This is a genomic window from Methylobacterium ajmalii (assembly GCF_036448855.1).
Classification (GTDB): domain Bacteria; phylum Pseudomonadota; class Alphaproteobacteria; order Rhizobiales; family Beijerinckiaceae; genus Methylobacterium; species Methylobacterium ajmalii.
In genome coordinates this window covers 107,132-126,749 of the sequence record NZ_JAZFXT010000004.1, presented here as the reverse complement: position 1 = coordinate 126,749, position 19,618 = coordinate 107,132, and the positions used below count along the sequence as shown (strand labels likewise).

Genomic DNA, 19,618 nt, shown 5'->3' with positions numbered 1-19,618 from the left:
GCCGGACTTTCCCGAAGACCATTCCTGGAATTGATTTAAAGTTTATCGACGGCGACCTTGCGTCCTGCGGCCAGGCTTGCCCGCGACATCGTTTCGTGCAGACTGCGCGGCACGCCCGACACGGTGCATCGACGGAGAGACGACCCGCCGCATGAGCCTGACGACTGCACAGATCCTCGACCTCGCGCCCGACGCCGCGAGCCGCAAGGCCGGCCAGGACCAGGCCAAGCCGCCGAAATGGAGCGGCCTCGGCCGGGCCGGATCGGTGATCTGGGGGGAGATCAAGGGCAGCGGCGCCAGCCCCTACCGCACCGTCGCGGACCTCGCCGGGCCGGCCTCGAAATGCACCTGCCCGAGCCGGAAGTTTCCCTGCAAGCACGCGCTCGGCCTGATGCTGGTCGACGCCGCCGCCTCCCTCGCCGAGGCCGAGGCGCCGGACTGGGTCGCCGCCTGGGCCAAGGGCCGCGAGAGCCGCGCCGCCGCGGCCGAGACCCGGGCCGCCGAGCCGGCCAGGCCCGTCGACGAGAAGGCGCAGGCCAGGCGCCGCCAGGCCCGCGAGGACAAGGTCGCGGCCGCCCTCGACGAGCTCGATCTCTGGCTGCGCGACCTGATGCGCCGCGGGCTCGCCGCCGCCCGCACCGAGCCCTACGGCTTCTGGGACCGCATGGCCGGCCGTCTCGTCGACGGTCAGGCCCCCGGCCTCGCCCGCCGGGTGCGGGCCCTGCCGGGCCTGATCGCGGCGGGCCCGCGGGCCGGCGCCGCCCGGCCGGAGGCGGCCCTGGGCCTGGCGCTCGGACGCATCGCCCTCCTGGCGCGGGCCGCGCGCCGCCTCGACGCGCTCTCGCCCGAGCAGGCGGCGGGTGCCCGCGCCGCGCTCGGCTATCCCGTCGCCGCCGAGGAGATGGCGGCGCGGCCGGACCACGCCGACGAATGGGCGGTCCTCGCCCACACGGTCGAGGAGGAGGACAAGTTCACCGCCCGCGCGGTCTGGCTCGTCGGCCGCCGCAGCGGCGCGGTCGCGCAGGTGCTCGATTACGGCACCGCCGGCTCGCCCCTGCCGCCGGCCCCCGCCGCGGGCCAGGACTTTTCCGGCGCGCTCGCCTTCCATCCCGGCGCACCGCCCCTGCGCGCCCTCTTCCGGGACGGCCGCGCCGGCCCGGCCGCCGCCGCGAGCCTGCCCGGAGGCGGCACCGTCGCGGCGGCACGGGACGGTTTTACGGCCGTGCTGGCGCAGGCACCCTGGACCGAGAGCTGGCCGGTACGGCTCTCCGGCGTGCGGCTCGGCCGGCTGCTGGGCCCGGCCGGCGGCGCCCCGGCCTTCGCGGTCGGCGACGACACCGGCTGCCTGCCGCTCCGGGCCGATGCGCGCCTGCCGAGCCTGATCGCGGTGGCGGGCGGGCACCCCTTCGACCTGTTCGGCCTTCATGACGGCCACGGCGTCGCGCCCCTCGCCCTCGTGGCGCAGGGCCGCCTCTACGCGATGCCGGCCCAGGCGTCGCAGCCAGTGCTGCTGCAGGTGGCGTGATGGACGCGACCGTGACCGCCGCCGACGGCTGGGAGCCGATCCTCGCCGCCGCCCTCCTCGGTGCCGAGCGGGCGCCGCCCGCCCCGCCCGGCCCCCTGGCGGACCTGATCACCGAACCCGATCCCGGCGCCGCCCTGCTGGCGTGGCTCGCGGCAGGGGGCCTGCACCACCTCGCAGGCCTCGACCTCGCGCCCGACGCGATGGCGCCGCTGGCGCCGCGGGAACCGGCCGGGCGCGACTGCCCGCCGGCCGCGGCGATGCGGCTCTACGGCCTCCTCGGCGGCGGCCACGCCGCTCGCGAGCGCCTGGGCGAGTGGTTCGACCTCGCGGCCGCGGCACGGATGCGCCCGCCGGCCTGGCTGCACCAAGCCCTGATGCTCCAGGCGCGCTCCCTGCCGGAGACCGCGCAGGCCGTCGTCGGCCCCGAGCTCGCCTGGCTCGCCGGCGCCTGCGGCGAGGCGCCCGAGGATGAATCGGACGAGGCGCCGGACGACTGGACCGCGGGCAGCCTCGCGGAGCGCCGCGCCGCCTTCGCGGCCTTCCGGGCCCGCGACCCGGACGGCGCGCGCGCCGCCCTGGAGCCGGTCTTCCGCAAGGAGAAGGCGGATGCGCGCGAGGCGCTGGTCGGTGCGCTGGCCACCGGCCTGTCGCCGGCCGACGAGCCCTTCCTCGAAGCGTGCCTCGACGACCGGGCCGGCGGCGTGCGCGAGGCGGCGCAGCGCCTGCTGCCGCATCTCCCCGGCTCGCTCTACGCCTCGCGCATGGCCATGCGGGCAGCGACCGCGGTCGTGATCGAGACCAAGACGCGCCTTCTGCGCAGCGCGACGCACGACCTCGTCGTGACCCTGCCGGAGGACTCGCCGACGCTCGCCCGCGACGGGGTGACGCCGAACCAGTGGGAGCAGCGCGGCGGCGGGATCCGGGCCGGGCTCCTGCGCGACATCCTGGCCCGCACGCCGCTGCGCGCCTTCGCGGACCACCCGCCGCGGCTGTGGCTCGAACTCGCGCTGCGGGGCGAGTGGTCCGAGCCGATCCTGACCGGGCTGTTCGAGACCATCGCGCGCGAGCGCGACCAGGACTGGACCCGGGCCGCCATCGATCTCCTGGCCGAGGCCTGCGAGGGCAAGGTCGCGGGCGTCCGCCGCACCAACGAGCTGATCGGCCGCTGGGTGCGGGCCGTCGACCTCCTGCCCGACGCGGAGTGGGAGGCCGCGGTGACGGAGCTGATCCGCGCCCGCAAGATCGAGGTGGTGCTGGCGATGCTGGGCAGCGGGCCCGAGGCCTTCTCGGAGGGCTTCAGCGCCGCGCTGGTGGACTGGCTCGCCTTCGTCACCCGCGGCTCCGACGACCTGAGGCGCGACCTCGCCAAGCCCTGGGTGATCGGCCGCCTCGGCGAGCGGCTCTGGCCGAGCGACGATGTCGCGGCGAGCGCGGCGGCCCTCGCCGCCCGGCTGCCGGAGCAGGAGGGCGACCGCCTGCGCGCGCAGGTGACCGCCCTCTCCGAGACCCTGGACCTGCGCGTCGCGATGCGGCGCGAATTCGAAACCCCGACCGAGGAGACCGCCCGAGGATGACGTCGAGCACCGGATCCCATGCGACGGGGCGCAAGGCCGCGCAGCTGCGCCAGGCCGCCGAGGACGCCTTCGCCGAGGAGATTGCCGCCCTGTGCCGGGCCGACGACCGGCCGCGTCCGCCGAACTGGCGGATGTCGCCGCAAGCCGTTGTCACCTACCTGATGGGCGGCAGGCTGGATTCCGGCCTCGCGATCACCCCGAAATACATCGGCGACCGGCGCCTGATGGAGGTCGCGGTCGCCACACTCGCCACCGACCGGGCGCTGCTGCTGCTCGGCGTGCCCGGCACCGCCAAGAGCTGGGTCAGCGAGCACCTGGCGGCCGCGATCTGCGGCACCTCGCGGCTGATCGTGCAGGGCACCGCCGGCACTAGCGAGGAGGCGATCCGCTACGGCTGGAACTACGCGCTGCTGCTGGCCAAGGGGCCGAGCCGCGAGGCGGTGGTCGGCTCGCCGATCATGCGGGCGATGGACGAGGGCCGCATCGCCCGGGTCGAGGAGCTGACCCGCATCCCCTCGGAGACGCAGGACAGCTTCATCACCATCCTCTCCGAGAAGACCCTGCCGATCCCCGAACTGAACGAGGAGGTGCCGGCGCAGAAGGGCTTCAACCTCATCGCCACCGCCAACAACCGGGACCGCGGCGTCAACGAATTGTCGAGCGCGCTCAAGCGCCGCTTCAACACCATGGTGCTGCCGCCCCCGGCGACGATCGAGGCCGAGATCGCCATCGTCGAGAGCCGCGTCGCCTCGCTCGGGCGCGCCTTCGAGATCCCGGCCGAGCCGCCGGGCGCCGAGCAGATCCGCCGCGTCGTCACGATCTTCCGCGAGTTGCGCGAGGGCGTGACGGTGGACGGCAAGAGCAAGGTCAAGCAGCCCTCCGGCACCCTCTCGACGGCGGAGGCCATCAGCGTCGTCGGCAGCGGGCTCGCGCTCGCGGCGCATTTCGGCGACGGCCGCCTCTCGGCGAGCGACCTCGTGTCGGGCATCGCGGGCGCGGTGGTGAAGGACCCGGTCCAGGACGCGATCGTCTGGCGCGAATACCTCGAGACCGTGGTCAAGGAGCGCGACGGCTGGAAGGACTTCTACAAGGCCGCCCGCGCGGGCGCGTGAGGCGACGATGCCCGACATCCGCCTCTTCGGCATCCGCCACCACGGCCCCGGCTCGGCCCGCTCGCTCCGGGCGGCGCTCGCCGACTTCGCCCCCGACTGCCTGCTGATCGAGGGCCCGCCGGATGCCGACGCGCTGATCCCGCTCGCCGCCCACGAGGCGATGGCGCCGCCGGTGGCGCTCCTCGTCTACCGGCCCGACCGGCCGCGCGACTGCGCGTTCTTCCCCTTCGCGGCGTTCTCGCCCGAATGGGTGGCGATGCGCCACGGGCTGGCGGCAGGCGCCACGATCCGCTTCATCGACCTGCCGCACGCCCACCAGCTGGCCGACGGGTTCGGTACGCCGCCGGAGGACGCGACCGCGCCGATCGAGGCCGAGCCGGTCGCTGACGCGGCCGAGGAGCCCGCGGGGGCCTTGCCCGCCCCGGCCGCGATCCGCCGCGATCCCCTCGGCGAGCTCGCCGCCGCCGCCGGCTACCCGGACGGCGAGCGCTGGTGGGACGCCCTGGTGGAGAGCCGGGCCGGCGCCGACGGCGACGTGTTCGCGGCGATTAGTGAGGCGATGGCGGCCCTGCGCGATGGCGCGGACCCCGATCCGGAGGACGGCCTTCGCGAGGAGGCCCGCGAGGCCCACATGCGGACGGCGATCCGCAAGGCCGCCAAGGAGGAGTTTTCGCGCATCGCCGTGATCTGCGGCGCCTGGCACGTCCCGGCGCTGGCCCGCCACGACGCCAGGGGCCAGGCGACCGCCGACACCGCCATCCTCAAGGGGCTGCCCAAGACCAGGGTCGCCGCCGCCTGGGCGCCCTGGTCCTACGAGCGGCTGGCGACCGCCTCCGGCTACCGCGCCGGGGTGCTCTCGCCCGAATGGTACGACACGCTCTGGCACCACGAGGGCCGGGTCGCCGCCCGCTGGCTCGCCCGGGCCGCCGCGCTCCTGCGCGAGGAAGATCTCGACGCCTCCCCGGCCTCGGTGATCGAGGCGGCGCGCCTCGCCGAGGCGCTGGCCGCCTTCCGCGGGCGCTCGCGGCCCTCCCTCGATGACCTCGACGAGGCGACCCAGGCCACCCTCTGCTTCGCCGATCCGGGGCCGATGGGGCTGATCCGGCGCAAGCTCGTCATCGGCGAACGGCTGGGCGCCACCCCGCCCGACAGCCCCGGCACGCCGGTGGAGGCCGACTTCGAGGCGCAGTGCAAGCGCCTGCGGCTGAAGCCCGGCGCGTCCGCCGGCGACCTCGTCCTCGATCTGCGCAAGGAGACGGATCTTTCCCGCAGCCACTTCCTCAACCGGCTGGCGCTGATCGGCGTGCCCTGGGGCACGCGGCGCGAGGCGCGCGGGCGCGGCACCTTCAAGGAGGCGTGGTTCCTCGCCTGGCAGCCGGACTGGGTGGTGGAGCTGGTGGCGGCCTCGGCCGAGGGCGGCACGGTCGCCGAGGCCGCTGCTTCGAGAGTGAAGACTCGGGCCCGGGGCGCGCAACGCGTCGCCGACCTGTCGGGCCTCATCGGCACCCTGCTCGACGCCGACCTGCCCGAGGCGACCGCGCAGGTCACCCGGGCGCTGGACGACCGCGCCGCGGTCTCGGCCGACGTGTTCGACCTCATGGAGGCGTTGCCGGCTTTGGCCGAGCTCGCCCGCTACGGCTCGGTGCGCTCCTCCGACACCGAGCCGGTGCTCGCCGTCGTGCGGGGGCTGGTGCCCCGGGCCGCCGCGGGCCTCGTCGCCGCCTGCCAGAGCCTCGACGACGACGCGGCCCGCAGCGCCAAGGCCCACCTCGTCGCCGTCTCGGGTGCGGTGGCGCTCCTGGAGGACCTGAGCCTCAAGGCGACCTGGCGGGAGGCGCTTCGGGCGCTCGCCGACCAGGACCACGTCCACGGCCGGGTCGTCGGCCGGGCCGTGCGGCTGTTGTTCGACGACCGCGCCATCGACGCCGAGGAGGCCGGCACGCGCCTGCGCCTGGCCTTGTCGCGGGCCTCCGGGGCCGGGCCGGCCGCCGCCTGGATCGAGGGGTTCTTGGAGGAGAGCGGCACCGTCCTGATCCACGGGCAGGGCCTGCTCGGCGTCGTCGACGACTGGCTGTCGGGCCTCGACGAAACGCTGTTCACCGAGTTGCTGCCGCTCGTGCGCCGCACCTTCGCGACGCTGGCCCCGGCCGAGCGGAGGGCGATCGGCGAGACCCTGGCGCGCGGCGGCGGCCCCGGTGCCGGAAGCGCGGAGGGCCCCGAGGGCTTCGACGCGGCCCGCGCCGCGGCCGTGCTGCCGATCCTGCGCCTGCTCCTTGCCCCCGCGACCGCCACCGGAAACGCAGCAGGAGACGCAGCATGAGCGAGACCGACCGCCTGCGCCGCTGGCGCCTCGTCCTCGGCGGGGGCGCGGCGGAGGGCACCGGCTGCACCCTCGCGGAGCGCGACCTGCACCTCGACCGGGCGCTCGGCGCCCTCTACGATTCCGACCGCAAGGGAGGCTTGGGCGCCTCCGCCCCGTCCGTCCCGCGCTGGCTCGGCGACATCCGCGACTATTTCCCCGCCTCGGTCGTGCAGGTGATGCAGCGCGACGCCTTCGAGCGGCTCGACCTCAAGCGGATGCTGACCGAGCCCGAGATGCTGGAGGCGGTCCAGCCCGACGTGAACCTCGTCTCGACCCTGATCTCGCTGCGCGGCCTGCTGGGCGGGCGCACCAAGGAGACCGCCCGCCTCGTGGTGCGCAAGGTGGTCGACGCGCTGATGAAGCGGCTCGAGGAGCCGGTCCGCCAGGCGGTCGCCGGGGCGATCGACCGCGCCAGCCTCAACCGCCGGCCGCGCCACGCCGAGATCGACTGGCACCGCACCATCCGGGCGAACCTGCGCCACTACCAGGCCGAATACCGCACCATCATCCCGGAGACGCGGCTGGGCCACGGCCGCAGGAGCCGCGGCTCGCTCAAGGACGTGATCCTGTGCATCGACCAGTCCGGCTCGATGGCGAACTCGGTGGTCTATTCGAGCATCTTCGGCGCGGTGATGGCCTCGCTGCCCGCGGTCTCGACCCGCCTCGTCGTGTTCGACACCCAGGTCGTCGACCTCACCGACGAACTCGACGATCCCGTCGAGGTGCTGTTCTCGGTCCAGCTCGGCGGCGGCACCGACATCAACCGGGCGATGGGCTATTGCGCCTCCCGCATCACCCGGCCCGAGGACACCATCCTGGTGCTGATCTCCGACCTCTACGAGGGCGGGGTCGAGGCTGGGCTGCTCGCCCAGGCGCAAGCTCTCGTCGGGGCCGGCGTCCAGGCGGTGGCCCTGCTGGCGCTCTCCGACGAGGGCGCACCGGCCTACGACCGGGCGCTCGCCGCCCGCCTCGCCGGCCTCGGCATGCCGGCCTTCGCCTGCACGCCCGACCTCTTCCCCGACATGATGGCGGCGGCGATCCGCAAGCAGGACCTCGCCGCCTGGGCGGCGGGCGCCGGCATCGCGGCGGTGCCGGCGGCGGGGAGCGGCGGGGCGGGGTGACGGCCCCGTCCCGGGGATGCGCGCCCATCACAGGCGGCTGCACATCCATCTCGGGTCCCTCGGGTCCGCGTCGGGCACACCTCCAATCCGTGGAACCTGGACAGCCTCCAGGGAACGGGGTCCGAGCCCCCTCCCCCGACCACGCCGTCGCACGGTCAAGCGGTTCGGGATCCGCCGCCGATCCCGCCCCCTCCCGCGACGAGGGGTACGACGGCGGGGCTCGGGGCCACCCAGCCGAAGATGCCGCCCTGGGCGACGATCATCGCGAGGCCCGCCTCGTGAAAGGCCGGGATGTAGGAGGCGCAGGCATCCGACACGACGAGGCAGCGGTAGCCGCGGTCGTTGGCCTCGCGCACGGTGGTGTGGACGCAGACCTCGGTGGTGACCCCGCAGACGATCAGGTTCGCGATGCCGCGCTCCTCCAGCAGCGTCCCGAGCCCGGTGGCGTAGAACGCCCCCTTGCCGGGCTTGTCGATGACGATCTCGCCGGAGGCCGGGGCGAGGTCGGGGACGATGGCATGCCCGGCCTCGCCCCGGACCAGGATCCGGCCCATCGGGCCGGGTTCGCCGATCCGGGCGCGCGGGGCGCCGCGGGCGACCTTGGCGGGCGGCGCGTCGGAGAGGTCCGGGGCATGACCCTCCCGGGTATGGACGACGAGGAGGCCGGCGGCCCGGGCCGCGGCCAGCAGCGCCCGGCAGGCCGGCACGGCCGCGGCGAGGAGCGAGACGTCGTTGCCGAGGCTCTCGCCGAAGCCGCCGGGTTCGAGGAAGTCGCGCTGCATGTCGATGACGACGAGCGCGCTCGCGTCGAGGTCGATCGTCAGAGGGGCGGGTTCGGCCGGAATGGTGACGGGGCGCGGCATGGCGGTCCTTCGGGCGTCGTCCCGCCATCATGTATGCATGCCGGCGACGATGCCTGCCTCATCTGCGCGCCTCGCTGCGCGAGTTTCGGGCAGGCCGTGCAGCGGACGGGCGGGGCTCCCGGCGGAGCGTCCCGCCCACCCCGGCGGGTGCCTCCGCCGGTCCCTCGCGCTGGACGGCCCCGGCGAGGTCGACGAACACGTCCTCGACCACGCTCATGTGGACGAGCATCGCCGCGTTGGCGCCGGCGGCGTCGCGGGCCAGCACCGCGCGGACCACGAGGTCGTGCTCGGCGTGCGAGCGCGCGAGCCGCCCCGGCGCGTTGAACTGCGCGCGCCGGTACGGCATCAGCCGCCGCCGCAGGGAGCGGGCGATGTCCTCGATCGCCGGATTGTGGGCGCCCGCATAGAGCAGGCCGTGGAACGCGAGGTTCGCCTCGACATAGGCCTCACGGTCGCCGGCCACGGCGAGCCGGGCCATCGCCTCGTGCTGCGTCCGCAGGGCCGCGCGCTCCGCTCGTGTCATGGAGAGCGTGGCGAGCCGCGCGCAGCTCGCCTCGATCTCTCCCATGGCGACGAACAGGGTGTCGAGTTCCTCGGTCGTCACCGTCCGGACGGTTGCCCCGAGGCGCGGGCGGATGTCGATCAGCCCGGTCCCGCTGAGCAGGCGCAGCGCATCGCGCACCGGCGTTCGGGAGACGCCGAAACGCCGGGCGAGCACCTGCTCGTCGAGATGCAGCCCCGGCGGCAGCGCACCCGCCAGGATCTCGTCGGCGATTCGCTCGGAGAGGGTTTCGGCGCGGGTCTTCGTGACGGTCACGGGCGCGGGTGCCCTCCGGGACGGGGAACGGCCTGCCGTATCCTGACGGGCCGGGCCCTGGACGGACCCGGGCGGGTCGATACCCGGCCGGGCAACGAGTCTTGGCGACTCCATGCATACATGGCGAACGTCCCGGCGGCCATCCGACCGGTCGCCATTCTTCCCATCGATGAAAGAGCCTGTCGCCCCCGAGGACTCGTTCCTGGCGCGGGATTGTGCATGCACGGTCGCAAAGTTGGGCGATCCCGACGGAATCCCCCGCCCGCCCGAGGGCGACCGTCACGGAGCGATGCCGAAATTCCATGCTTCGCCGTCACGACACGCGGTTCTAGTCTTCGGGTTGCACGGATGTCCCTCCGGCGGAGCCTAGAGCTGTGATGAAGACTGATCTCACGCGGCGGCATCTTCTCGGCGGCGCGGCCGCCCTCGGCCTCGCCGGCCTGCCCGGGCGGGCGCGGGCCGCCGGCCCCCTGACGGTCGGGTTCATCTATGTCGGGCCCAAGGACGATTACGGCTACAACCAGGCCCATGCCGTCGCCGCCAAGGCGCTCAAGGGCCTGCCCGGCCTCGAGGTGATCGAGGAGGAGCGCGTCCCCGAGACCAACGCCGTCGAGAAGACCATGGAGAGCATGATCAACCTCGACGGCGCGGCCCTGCTGTTCCCGACCTCGTTCGGCTACTTCAGCCCCTTCGTGGTCGCCGAGGCGAAGAAGAACCCGAAGGTGCAGTTCCGGCATTGCGGCGGGCTCTGGACCGACAAGGACCCGAAGAATGCCGGGTCCTATTTCGGCTACATCGCGCAGGGCCAGTACCTGAACGGCATCGTCGCCGGCCACACCTCGAAATCGAAGAAGATCGGCTTCGTGGCGGCGAAGCCCATTCCGCAGGTCCTCAACAACGTCAACGCCTTCCTGCTCGGCGCGCAGAGCGTCGATCCGAGCATCACCTGCCAGGTGATCTTCACCGGCGAATGGTCGCTCGCCGTCAAGGAGGCCGAGGCCACCAACGCGCTGATCGACGGCGGCGCCGACGTGATCACCTGCCACGTCGACAGCCCGAAGGTCACGGTCGAGACCGCGGCCCGCCGGGGCGCCTTCGTGTGCGGCTACCACGTCGACCAGTCGCCGCTCGCCCCCAAGACCTACCTCACCGGCGCCGAGTGGGACTGGCTGCCGATCTACAAGAGCTTCGTCGCCGACGTGCAGGCCGGCCGCGTCCCTCCGAATTTCTTGCGCGGCGGCCTCGCCGACGGCTTCGTCAAGATGAGCCCCTACGGCCCGGCGGTGAGCGACGGGGCGCGGCGCAACGCCGACGCGGTCAAGGCCGAGATGATGAAAGGCGGCTTCGATATCATCAAGGGACCGCTCAAGGACAATACCGGCAAGGAGGTGCTCGCCGCCGGCAAGGGCCTGCCCGAGAAGGCGATCGAGCTCGAGAGCACGAACTATCTCGTCGCCGGGGTGAAGGGGGCGGTGTGAGCCGCGGCGCCGGAGGTCCCGCCATGGTCGCCGAGACCGCCCCTTCGGTCGTCACGGCCGCCGCGACGCGGGCCGCACCTGCGATCCGGGCACTGGCCTGGCTCGCCCGGCGCGCCGAGGCGGTGGCGATCCCGCTCGGCGCGGTGCTCGTCGGGCTCGCCCTGTTCGGCCTGTTCCTCCTCACCCTCGGCAAGTCTCCGGCCGCCCTGGTCGATCTCGTCTGGCGCGGCGGCTTCGGCTCGGCCTTCGCGTGGCAGAACAGCCTGCAGCGCGCCGCCCCCCTGCTGTTTGCCGGCCTCTGCGTCGCGCTGCCGGCCCGGCTCGGGCTGGTGGTGATCGGCGGCGAGGGGGCGATCGTGCTCGGCGGCCTCGCGGCGGCGGTCGTGGCCCCTCCCCTCTCGGGCCTGCCGGCGCCTCTCGTCGTCGCCGCGATGGCGCTCGCAGCGATGCTGGCGGGCGCCGCCTGGATCGGCGCGGTCGGGGCGCTCAAGGCCTATCGCGGCGTCGACGCGACGATCGCCAGCCTGCTGATGTCCTCCATCGCGATCGCGCTCGCCAACCACCTGATCGAGGGGCCGCTGCGCGATCCCGCCAGCCTCAACAAGCCCTCGACCCTGCCGGTCGGCGAGGCCAACATGCTCGGGGCCATGCCGGGGATTGGCGTGCATTGGGGCCTCGGCGCCGGGTTGCTGGCCTGCCTCGCCGCCTGGCTGCTGGTGGAGCGCACGACGCTCGGCTTCTCCGCCCGGATCGCCGGCGGCAACGTGCGGGCGGCGCAGATCCAGGGCCTGCCGGTGCGCCGCCTGATCGTCGGCTTCACGGCGCTCGGGGGGGCCTGCGCGGCGCTGGCGGGCTTCTTCGAGGTCGCCGCCGTGCAGGGCAACGCCAACGCGACGCTCGCCGCCGGCTACGGCTTCACGGGCATCCTCGTCGCGTTCCTCGCCCGCCACAACCCGCTCGCGATCCCGCCGGTGGCGCTCGCGCTCGGCGGCCTGGAGGCGTCGAGCGGGCTGATCCAGCGCCGGATGCAACTGCCCGGCGCCACGATCCTGGTGCTGGAGGGCCTCCTCTTCCTCTGCCTGCTGATCGGCGAGACCGCCTACGGGCGCTTCAAGATCTTCAGCCCGCATCTGTGGGCGTCCAGGAAGGCCTCCGCGACATGAGCCAGGATCTCGGCCTCTGGACGGTGCCGCTCGCGGTAATCGGCGGCGCGATCCGGGTCTCGACCCCGTTCCTGTTCGTCAGCCTCGGCGAGACGATCACCGAGCGGGCCGGGCGGATCAACCTCGGCCTCGAGGGCACCCTGGTCTTCGGCGCGATGGCGGCCTACGCCACCGCCGTCCTGACCGGCTCGGCCTGGGCCGGCGTCGCCGCGGCGGGCCTGGCCGGCGCCGGCTTCGGCCTCGTGCACGGGGTGATCTGCTCGCTGCCGCGGGTCAACGACGTCGCGGTCGGCATCGCCCTGATGCTGTTCGGCCTCGGCCTCGCCTTCTTCCTCGGCAAGCCGTTCATCCAGCCCTCGGCCCCGCCCCTGCCGGCGATCCCGTTCGGGTTCTGGTCGGATCTGCGGCAGGTCCAGGCGGCCTTGCGGGTCAACGTGCTGTTCCTCGTCGGCGCCGCCTTGAGCGTCGTGCTGTGGTGGGCGTTCCGCCACACCCGGGCCGGCCTGGTGGTCCGGGTCGTCGGCGACAGCGCCGAGGCGGCCCGGGCCATGGGCTATTCCGTCACGCGGGTGCGGGTGCTCGCCACCATGGCGGGGGGCGTGCTCGCGGGCATCGGCGGGGCCTACCTGTCGCTGTACTACCCGGGCTCGTGGAACGAGGGCATCTCGTCGGGCCAGGGCCTGATGGCGGTGGCCCTCGTCATCTTCGCCCGCTGGAATCCGCTCGCCTGCTTCGGCGCCGCGCTCCTGTTCGGCGGCGCGGGCGCACTGGGCCCCGCCCTGCAATCGGTCGGCGTGTCCTCGGGCTACTACCTGTTCTACGCCGCGCCCTACGTCCTCACCCTCGCGCTCCTCGTCGCCACCTCCTCGCCCGACCGGGCGCTGGCGGGCGCGCCGGGCGAGCTCGGCCTGTCGCGTTGAACGCAACTCGCGGCGTGGTCGGACGGCTTCGGTCGAGAATGCCGGGCAAGCCCGAAGGGGCGCCGGACCTGACGCGCCGAACGCTGCTGCATCACCGTGTCGAAGCAGGAGCGCAAAGGAAAGGGAGTCTTGCATGAACGGCCTCGGCGGATTGAACAAGGCGCCGGACGGCGTCGTCATCGGCCTCGTGCAGCTGCAATTGCCGGTCGTCGCGACGCCGGCCGACCTCGCCGCCCAGACCGCCCGCATCGTCGCGCTGGTGGGCAAGGCGCGGGCGAACCTCGCCGGGATGGACCTCGTGGTCTTCCCCGAATACGCCCTGCACGGCCTGTCGATGGATACCAGCCCCGAGATCCTGTGCCGCCTCGACGGCCCGGAGGTCGCGGCCTTCAAGCAGGCCTGCATCGACAACCGGATCTGGGGCTGCTTCTCCATCATGGAGTTCAACCCCGCCGGCAACCCGTACAATGTCGGGCTCATCATCGACGACACTGGCGAGCTGCGGCTCTACTATCGCAAGATGCACCCCTGGGTGCCGGTCGAGCCGTGGGAGCCGGGCGACACCGGAATCCCGGTGATCGACGGGCCGAAGGGCGCCAAGCTCGCCCTCATCATCTGCCACGACGGCATGTTTCCCGAGATGGCGCGCGAATGCGCCTACAAGGGCGCCGAGATCATGCTCCGGACGGCGGGCTATACCGCGCCGATCCGCGAGGCCTGGCGCTTCACCAACCAGTCCAACGCCTTCTGCAACCTGATGGTGACCGCCAACGTCTGCATGTGCGGCTCGGACGGCACCTTCGATTCGATGGGCGAGGGCATGGTCGTCAATTTCGACGGCACGATCATCGCCCACGGCACCTCCGGCCGGCCCGACGAGATCATCACCGCCGAGGTGCGGCCCGACCTGGTGCGCGAGGCGCGCCGGCACTGGGGCGTCGAGAACAACATCTACCAGCTCGGCCATCGCGGCTACGCCGCCGTGAAGGGTGGCGCCGGCGACTGTCCCTATACCTACATGCATGACCTCGCCGCCGGCCGATACCGGCTGCCCTGGGAAGCGGAGGTGCGGATCACCGACGGCACCTCCTGCGGGATCCCGGCGCCGACGCGGACGTACCGGCCCGGTGCGGTGCCGGGCGCGAAGGAGGCGGCGGAGTGAGCGGCGCTGACCGTTCCGCCCCCGGCACCTTCGTCGTCGCCGAGCCCTATCCCTGGCCCTTCGACGGCAGCCTCTCACCGCAGACGACGGCGCTCGTCATCATCGACATGCAGACCGATTTCTGCGGCAAGGGCGGCTATGTCGACGCGATGGGGTACGACCTGGGCCTCACCCGCGCCCCGATCGGGCCGATCGGCCGGCTGCTCGCCGCGGCGCGGGCGAAGGGTTACCCCGTCATCCACACCCGGGAGGGCCACCGGCCCGACCTCGCCGACCTGCCGGCGAACAAGCGCTGGCGCTCGCGCCGGATCGGCGCCGGTATCGGCGATCCCGGCCCCTGCGGGCGGGTGCTGGTGCGGGGCGAGCCGGGCTGGGAGATCATCCCCGAACTGGCGCCCCTCCCCGGCGAGCCGATCATCGACAAGCCCGGCAAGGGCTCGTTCTGCGCCACCGACCTCGAACTGATCCTCACCCGGCGCGGCATCCGCAACCTGATCCTCACCGGGATCACCACCGACGTCTGCGTCCACACCACGATGCGCGAGGCCAACGACCGGGGCTTCGAATGCGTCATCGTCTCGGATGCGACCGCCGCGACCGATCCCGGCAACCACGCGGCGGCGCTGAAGATGGTCACGATGCAGGGCGGGGTGTTCGGCGCGGTCGCCACGTCGGCTGCGATCCTGGCGGCGCTCGGGTCATGAGCGCCGCCCTCCCGATCGAGACCATCGGCATGACGAAGCGCTTCGGCGCCTTCGCGGCCCTCGACGACGTCTCGATCAAGATCGAGGCCGGCGGCTTCCACGCGCTCCTGGGCGAGAACGGGGCCGGCAAGTCGACCCTCGTGAAATGCATCATGGGCTTCTACGCCCCGACCAGTGGCAGCCTGCTCGTCGACAACCGCGAGGTCGCGATCGCCGGCCCGAAGGCGGCCCAGGCCCAGGGGCTCGGCATGGTCTACCAGCACTTCACCCTGGTGCCCTCGCTCACCGGAGCCGAGAACCTGGTGATCGCCCGGGCCGACGTGCCGCGCCTCATCGACTGGGGCCGGGAGCGGGCGGCGCTCGCGGCCTTCATGGCCGGGATGCCGTTCCGCCTCGACCTCGACCGGCCGGTCGCGACGCTCTCGGCCGGCGAGAAGCAGAAGCTCGAGATCGTCAAGCAGCTCTCGCTGAAGGCCCGGTTCCTGATCCTCGACGAGCCCACCTCGGTGCTCACCCCGGCGGAAGCCGAGGAGGTGCTGGGCTTGCTGCGCGGCATGACCGATGCCGGGGCGCTGACCGTGCTGATGATCAGCCACAAGTTCCGCGAGGTCGAGACCTTCGCCCGCTCCTTCAGCGTGCTGCGCCGGGGACGGCTCGCCGGCGGCGGGGCGGTCGGGGCGGTCTCGCGCGACGACATGGCGGCGATGATGATGGGCGAGCGCCGGATCCGCACGGTCGCGGCCCGCTCCGGGTCGCCCGATCCGGAGCGGACCGTGCTGCAGCTCGACGGCGTCACCGCCACCGACCCGTCGGGCCTTCGCCGCATCGCGATCGACTCCTTGAGCGTGCGGGCCCGGGAGATCGTCGGGATCGCGGGTGTCTCCGGCAACGGCCAGAAGGAGCTGGCCGACGTGCTCGGCGGCCAGGCCCGCGCCACCGGCGGCCGCGTCGCGGTGGCGGGCGCTCCTTATGCCGGAACCCGGGCCGAGAGCCGGAGCCGCCGGGTCCGCTTCATCCCCGAGGAGCCCCTCCGCAACGCCTGCGCCCCGCAAATGTCGGTGGCCGAGAATATCGGGTTTCGTGCCTTCGACCGGCGGACCGACGGACGCACCGGCTTCTGGCTCGACACGGGCGGCCTGCGCCGACGCGCACGCGACCTCATCGCCCGGTTCGGGGTCAAGACCGCCTCGGCCGAGGCGCCGATCGCCACCTTGTCGGGCGGCAACGTCCAGCGCGCCGTGCTCGCCCGCGAACTGACCGACCCGGTCGATCTCCTGATCGTGGTCAATCCCTGCTTCGGCCTCGATTTCGCGGCGGTATCGGACATCCGTTCGCGCATCGTGGCCGCGCGCAACGGCGGCACTGCGGTGCTGCTGATCAGCGAGGACCTCGACGAGATCCTTGAGCTCTCCGACCGCATCCTGGTGATGTCGGAGGGCCGCCTCGTCTACGAGACCACGGCGGCCGAGGCCGAGATCGGGGCGATCGGCCGCCACATGGCCGGGCACCATTGAGGCCGCCTCCGGACGGTGTCCGCGCGCCGTGCCGCCGCCCGGAGGCGTGACGGCGCGCCCGGATCCGACGCCGACCGCGGGGCCGAACCGCGCCGTCCGGTGCCGCGATCGACGGGCCGGGCCCCGGCTCGCACACCATTCCCGGTCGAGGGTCCCGTCGCTCCGGAGCGGATCCGGGCCCACCGGCCGGCCGCCGCGGCGCCGCCAGGCGACAGACGAAATCTCCCTTTCGGTACGGCAGCCGCGAAAAAATCGACGCAGGAACGCGCTGAAAAAGAGCGTTCAATGCTTTTGACAGCGCGTCGAAACCACCGTTAAATCATACATATCAGCTAATATCGATTGCATTGACGCCTCGCGCGGCAATCGATCCCGGCTTTCGCACATCTCTGCTTGAACAGGAAGCTGCCGGAGCGATGGTCTCGTCCGCCCCACCGCACTCGTCCTGGCTGCCGTCCGCCTTGAGGCGGGTGGCGCCCCTGCCCGGCCGCGCCGCGCCGCGGCGCAGCGCGCGGGCCCTGGCCGCGGCGCCGGCGCGATCCGCGCCGCCTGCCGGCTCCGCCATCCTGGCCGTCGAGGGCCTCACGCTGGCCTTCGGCGGCACGACAGCGTTCGAGGCGATCGACCTCGCGGTCGAACCCGGCGAGATCCACGCGGTGATCGGCCCGAACGGTGCCGGCAAGTCCTCGCTGATCAACGCGATCAGCGGCCTCTACGTCCCGCAATCCGGCCGCGTGCGGATCAGCGAGGCGACCTTCTCGACCGTCCCGGCGGGGCGCCTCGCCGCCCTCGGGGTCGCGCGGACGTTCCAGAACCTCGCCCTGTTCAAGGGCTTGAGCGTTCTCGATAACGTGCTCTCCGGCCTTGCCGGCGCGCAGCGGGCGGGATTTGCCGCGCAAGCGCTCGGCTTGCCGCATGCAAGGCGCGAGGCGCAAGCCCACCGGGCGCGGGCCGCGGAGGTGATGGCCGACCTCGACCTCGCCGCGATGGCCGGCAGGCCGGCCGGGACCCTGCCGTTCGGCGTGCAGAAGCGGGTCGAGCTCGCCCGGGCGCTGGTCGCGCGGCCGCGCCTCCTGCTCCTCGACGAGCCGATGGCCGGCATGACCGCCACCGAGAAGGCGCAGATGAGCCGCTTCATCCGGGAGGCGCGGGAGCGCCTCGGCAGCGCAATCGTGCTGATCGAGCACGATATCGGCGTCGTCATGCGCCTCTCGGACCGCGTCACCGTGCTGGATCACGGGCGCCGGATCGCCCACGGCACCCCGGCGCAGGTCCAGGCCGACCCGGCGGTGATCGCCGCCTATCTCGGCGGCGACGAGCACGCGGGAGAGGCGGCATGAGCCCCGACGTCTCGTTCTTCGTCGAGGTCGTCGTCGGCGGCCTTCTGTCGGGCGTGATGTACGCCCTCGTGGCGATCGGCTTCGTGCTGATCTACAAGACCTCGGGCGTGCTCAACTTCGCCCAGGGGGCGATGGTGCTGTTCGCGGCGCTGACCTTCGTCAGCCTGGTCGAGCGGGGATTGCCCGTCCCGGCGGCCTTCGCGGCGACGCTCGCCGTGATGGCGCTGGTCGGCCTCGCCGTCGAGCGGGCGGTGCTGCGCCCGCTGGTGAACCAGCCGCCCATCACCCTGTTCATGGCGACGCTGGGCGTCGCCTACGTCATCGAGGGCGCGGCACAGCTCGCCTGGGGCACGCAGGTCCACGCGCTCGATCTCGGCATCGACGACACGCCGCTCGAATTCGGCGGCGTCCTGGTGAGCCGGTTCGACCTCGTCGCCGCGGCGATCGCCGGGGTTCTGGTGGCGGTGCTCACCCTGTTCTTCCACACCACCCGCACCGGCCTCGCCTTCCGGGCGGTGGCCGACGACCCGCTGGCGGCGCTCGGCATCGGGCTTCGCCTGCCGCGGATCTGGTCGGCGGTGTGGATCGCCTCCGGCGTCGTCGCCCTGGTCGCCGGGCTGCTCTGGGGGGCGCGTCTCGGGGTGCAGTTCTCCCTCTCCCTCGTGGTGCTCAAGGCGCTTCCGGTGCTCGTGCTGGGCGGGTTCGATTCCATCGCCGGGGCCATCGTGGCCGGGCTGATCGTCGGCGCCGCCGAGAAGCTGGCGGAGGTCTATCTCGGCCCCGTGATCGGCGGCGGCATCGAGGGCTGGTTCGCCTACGTGGCGGCGCTCGCCCTGCTGCTCGTCCGCCCGGCCGGTCTGTTCGGCCGGCGCAGCGTCGAGAGGGCGTGATCCCGTGAGCACTCCCATGAACACACCCATGACCGCTCTTCCCCATCCCGCACGGTTCCGGCGCCTGTCCGGACCGGCCGGGATCGGGCTGCTCCTCGCCCTCGCCTACGGGCTCGTGCCGCTCGTCGCCGGGGACTACCTGCTCGAGGCGATCCTCACGCCCTTCCTGGCGCTCGCCCTCGCGGGGCTCGGGCTCAACCTGCTCGTCGGCTATGCCGGCCTCCTGTCCCTGGGCTCGGCCGCCTTCATGGCGGTCGGGGCCTACGCGGCCTTCAACCTGTCCCTGCGCGTCCCCGGCCTGCCCCTGCCGGCCGCGTTCCTCGGCGGGGGGCTCGCCGCCGCGGCGGCCGGGCTCGTCGCGGGGCTGCCCGCCCTGCGGCTGCGGGGGTTCTACCTCGCGGTCTCGACGCTCGCCGCGCAGTTCTTCGTCGCCTGGGCGCTCAACCGCATCGGGTGGCTGTCGAACGACAGCCCGTCGGGCGTGATCGGCGCCCCGCGCCTCGTCCTGGCCGGATGGTCGTTCGAGGACGCTCGCGGGCGCTACGCGGTCTCGCTCGTCGTCGTCTCGCTCCTCACGTTCGCCGCCTGGCGCCTGGTGCGCTCGCCGACCGGGCGCGACCTCGTGGCGATCCGCGACCAGGAGACGGCGGCGCGCATCGTCGGCGTGAGGGTGGCGCGCACCAAGCTCCTCGCCTTCGCGCTGTCCTCCTTCGTCGTCGGGGTCGCCGGGGTGCTGTGGGCCTTCGCCTACCTGCGCACCGTGGAGCCGGCGGGGTTCAACCTCGACCGCTCGTTCCAGATCCTGTTCATCGTCATCATCGGCGGGCTCGGCACCCTGCGGGGCGCCTTCCTGGGCGCGGGCTTCATCGTCGTGCTGCCGCTGGTCCTGTCGCGGCTCGGGGCCGCCCTCCTCGGCGACGGCTTCGATTCCGGCACGCTGGAGATGGTCCAGCGCATCGTGCTCGGCGCGCTCATCGTCGCCGTCCTGATCCGCGAGCCGGCCGGCCTCAGCGCCCTTCTCGACCGCCTCTTCACCCGGCTGTTCGACCGCCCCCGGCGCGTCCCGGCCTGAC

General features: G+C 73.3%; 16 protein-coding genes. 14 read left to right on the top strand and 2 right to left on the bottom strand.

The features are described from left to right. Window positions 1-151: 151 nt before the first annotated feature. Genes V3T34_RS01290 through V3T34_RS01270 form a run of 5 tightly spaced genes read left to right on the top strand, consistent with a single transcriptional unit; the run spans window position 152 to window position 7,694 of the window. Window positions 152-1,525: an SWIM zinc finger family protein gene (locus V3T34_RS01290; RefSeq protein ID WP_305077046.1), complete on the top strand. Its 1,374-nt coding sequence runs from the start codon at window positions 152-154 to the stop codon at window positions 1,523-1,525. Then, window positions 1,525-3,099, top strand: coding sequence for a DUF5691 domain-containing protein (locus V3T34_RS01285; RefSeq protein ID WP_305077047.1), 1,575 nt, complete (start codon window positions 1,525-1,527; stop codon window positions 3,097-3,099). The genes V3T34_RS01290 and V3T34_RS01285 overlap by 1 nt, the downstream gene beginning before the upstream one ends. Beyond that, window positions 3,096-4,211, top strand: a complete 1,116-nt coding sequence (locus V3T34_RS01280) for an ATP-binding protein (RefSeq protein WP_305077048.1) — start codon at window positions 3,096-3,098, stop codon at window positions 4,209-4,211. Before V3T34_RS01285 ends, V3T34_RS01280 begins: the two co-directional genes overlap by 4 nt. Before the next feature lie 7 nt (window positions 4,212-4,218). Further along, on the top strand, window positions 4,219-6,531 hold the full coding sequence (locus V3T34_RS01275) for a DUF5682 family protein (protein ID WP_305077049.1): 2,313 nt from the start codon (window positions 4,219-4,221) through the stop codon (window positions 6,529-6,531). Continuing rightward, a complete protein-coding gene (locus V3T34_RS01270; protein WP_060848263.1) occupies window positions 6,528-7,694 on the top strand; it encodes a VWA domain-containing protein in 1,167 nt (388 codons plus the stop codon). The genes V3T34_RS01275 and V3T34_RS01270 overlap by 4 nt, the downstream gene beginning before the upstream one ends. A gap of 155 nt (window positions 7,695-7,849) precedes the next feature. Here the strand turns inward: V3T34_RS01270 and V3T34_RS01265 are convergent, their stop codons facing one another. Further along, window positions 7,850-8,557: a cysteine hydrolase family protein gene (locus tag V3T34_RS01265; protein WP_060848264.1), complete on the bottom strand. Its 708-nt coding sequence runs from the start codon at window positions 8,555-8,557 to the stop codon at window positions 7,850-7,852. Between the two features lie 58 nt (window positions 8,558-8,615). Continuing rightward, window positions 8,616-9,374: a GntR family transcriptional regulator gene (locus V3T34_RS01260; RefSeq protein ID WP_305077050.1), complete on the bottom strand. Its 759-nt coding sequence runs from the start codon at window positions 9,372-9,374 to the stop codon at window positions 8,616-8,618. A gap of 377 nt (window positions 9,375-9,751) precedes the next feature. On the opposite strand from V3T34_RS01260, the gene V3T34_RS01255 reads away from it, so the two are divergent. The 9 genes from V3T34_RS01255 (at window position 9,752) to V3T34_RS01215 (ending at window position 19,617) form a co-directional block, all read left to right on the top strand. After that, window positions 9,752-10,852, top strand: coding sequence for a BMP family ABC transporter substrate-binding protein (locus tag V3T34_RS01255; protein WP_305077051.1), 1,101 nt, complete (start codon window positions 9,752-9,754; stop codon window positions 10,850-10,852). 23 nt (window positions 10,853-10,875) lie between these two features. Continuing rightward, window positions 10,876-12,015 carry an ABC transporter permease gene (locus V3T34_RS01250; protein ID WP_305077052.1) on the top strand — a complete coding sequence of 380 codons (1,140 nt, stop codon included), beginning with the start codon at window positions 10,876-10,878 and terminating at the stop codon, window positions 12,013-12,015. Beyond that, window positions 12,012-12,935: an ABC transporter permease gene (locus V3T34_RS01245; protein WP_305077053.1), complete on the top strand. Its 924-nt coding sequence runs from the start codon at window positions 12,012-12,014 to the stop codon at window positions 12,933-12,935. The genes V3T34_RS01250 and V3T34_RS01245 overlap by 4 nt, the downstream gene beginning before the upstream one ends. A 133-nt stretch (window positions 12,936-13,068) precedes the next feature. Continuing rightward, window positions 13,069-14,097: a formamidase gene (locus tag V3T34_RS01240; protein WP_305077054.1), complete on the top strand. Its 1,029-nt coding sequence runs from the start codon at window positions 13,069-13,071 to the stop codon at window positions 14,095-14,097. Then, window positions 14,094-14,801, top strand: a complete 708-nt coding sequence (gene biuH, locus V3T34_RS01235; RefSeq protein ID WP_305077055.1) for a biuret amidohydrolase — start codon at window positions 14,094-14,096, stop codon at window positions 14,799-14,801. The genes V3T34_RS01240 and biuH overlap by 4 nt, the downstream gene beginning before the upstream one ends. Next, window positions 14,798-16,315, top strand: a complete 1,518-nt coding sequence (locus tag V3T34_RS01230) for an ABC transporter ATP-binding protein (protein WP_060848270.1) — start codon at window positions 14,798-14,800, stop codon at window positions 16,313-16,315. The genes biuH and V3T34_RS01230 overlap by 4 nt, the downstream gene beginning before the upstream one ends. Window positions 16,316-16,731: 416 nt before the next feature. After that, window positions 16,732-17,655 carry an ABC transporter ATP-binding protein gene (locus V3T34_RS01225; protein WP_305077056.1) on the top strand — a complete coding sequence of 308 codons (924 nt, stop codon included), beginning with the start codon at window positions 16,732-16,734 and terminating at the stop codon, window positions 17,653-17,655. Continuing rightward, window positions 17,652-18,545, top strand: coding sequence for a branched-chain amino acid ABC transporter permease (locus tag V3T34_RS01220; RefSeq protein WP_091889853.1), 894 nt, complete (start codon window positions 17,652-17,654; stop codon window positions 18,543-18,545). The genes V3T34_RS01225 and V3T34_RS01220 overlap by 4 nt, the downstream gene beginning before the upstream one ends. 28 nt (window positions 18,546-18,573) lie before the next feature. After that, window positions 18,574-19,617: a branched-chain amino acid ABC transporter permease gene (locus V3T34_RS01215; protein ID WP_091889850.1), complete on the top strand. Its 1,044-nt coding sequence runs from the start codon at window positions 18,574-18,576 to the stop codon at window positions 19,615-19,617. Window position 19,618 lies beyond the last annotated feature (1 nt).

What these genes read in the sequence shown, in the direction of transcription:
- V3T34_RS01220 (WP_091889853.1), top strand. Translation starts at nt 17,652, where the DNA reads ATGAGCCCCGACGTCTCGTTCTTCGTCGAGGTCGTCGTCGGCGGCCTT.
- V3T34_RS01275 (WP_305077049.1), top strand. Translation starts at nt 4,219, where the DNA reads ATGCCCGACATCCGCCTCTTCGGCATCCGCCACCACGGCCCCGGCTCG.
- V3T34_RS01290 (WP_305077046.1), top strand. Translation starts at nt 152, where the DNA reads ATGAGCCTGACGACTGCACAGATCCTCGACCTCGCGCCCGACGCCGCG.
- V3T34_RS01225 (WP_305077056.1), top strand. Translation starts at nt 16,732, where the DNA reads ATGGTCTCGTCCGCCCCACCGCACTCGTCCTGGCTGCCGTCCGCCTTG.
- V3T34_RS01285 (WP_305077047.1), top strand. Translation starts at nt 1,525, where the DNA reads ATGGACGCGACCGTGACCGCCGCCGACGGCTGGGAGCCGATCCTCGCC.
- V3T34_RS01255 (WP_305077051.1), top strand. Translation starts at nt 9,752, where the DNA reads ATGAAGACTGATCTCACGCGGCGGCATCTTCTCGGCGGCGCGGCCGCC.
- V3T34_RS01245 (WP_305077053.1), top strand. Translation starts at nt 12,012, where the DNA reads ATGAGCCAGGATCTCGGCCTCTGGACGGTGCCGCTCGCGGTAATCGGC.
- V3T34_RS01280 (WP_305077048.1), top strand. Translation starts at nt 3,096, where the DNA reads ATGACGTCGAGCACCGGATCCCATGCGACGGGGCGCAAGGCCGCGCAG.
- V3T34_RS01250 (WP_305077052.1), top strand. Translation starts at nt 10,876, where the DNA reads ATGGTCGCCGAGACCGCCCCTTCGGTCGTCACGGCCGCCGCGACGCGG.
- V3T34_RS01265 (WP_060848264.1), bottom strand. Translation starts at nt 8,557, where the DNA reads ATGCCGCGCCCCGTCACCATTCCGGCCGAACCCGCCCCTCTGACGATC.
- V3T34_RS01240 (WP_305077054.1), top strand. Translation starts at nt 13,069, where the DNA reads ATGAACGGCCTCGGCGGATTGAACAAGGCGCCGGACGGCGTCGTCATC.
- V3T34_RS01270 (WP_060848263.1), top strand. Translation starts at nt 6,528, where the DNA reads ATGAGCGAGACCGACCGCCTGCGCCGCTGGCGCCTCGTCCTCGGCGGG.
- V3T34_RS01230 (WP_060848270.1), top strand. Translation starts at nt 14,798, where the DNA reads ATGAGCGCCGCCCTCCCGATCGAGACCATCGGCATGACGAAGCGCTTC.
- V3T34_RS01215 (WP_091889850.1), top strand. Translation starts at nt 18,574, where the DNA reads ATGACCGCTCTTCCCCATCCCGCACGGTTCCGGCGCCTGTCCGGACCG.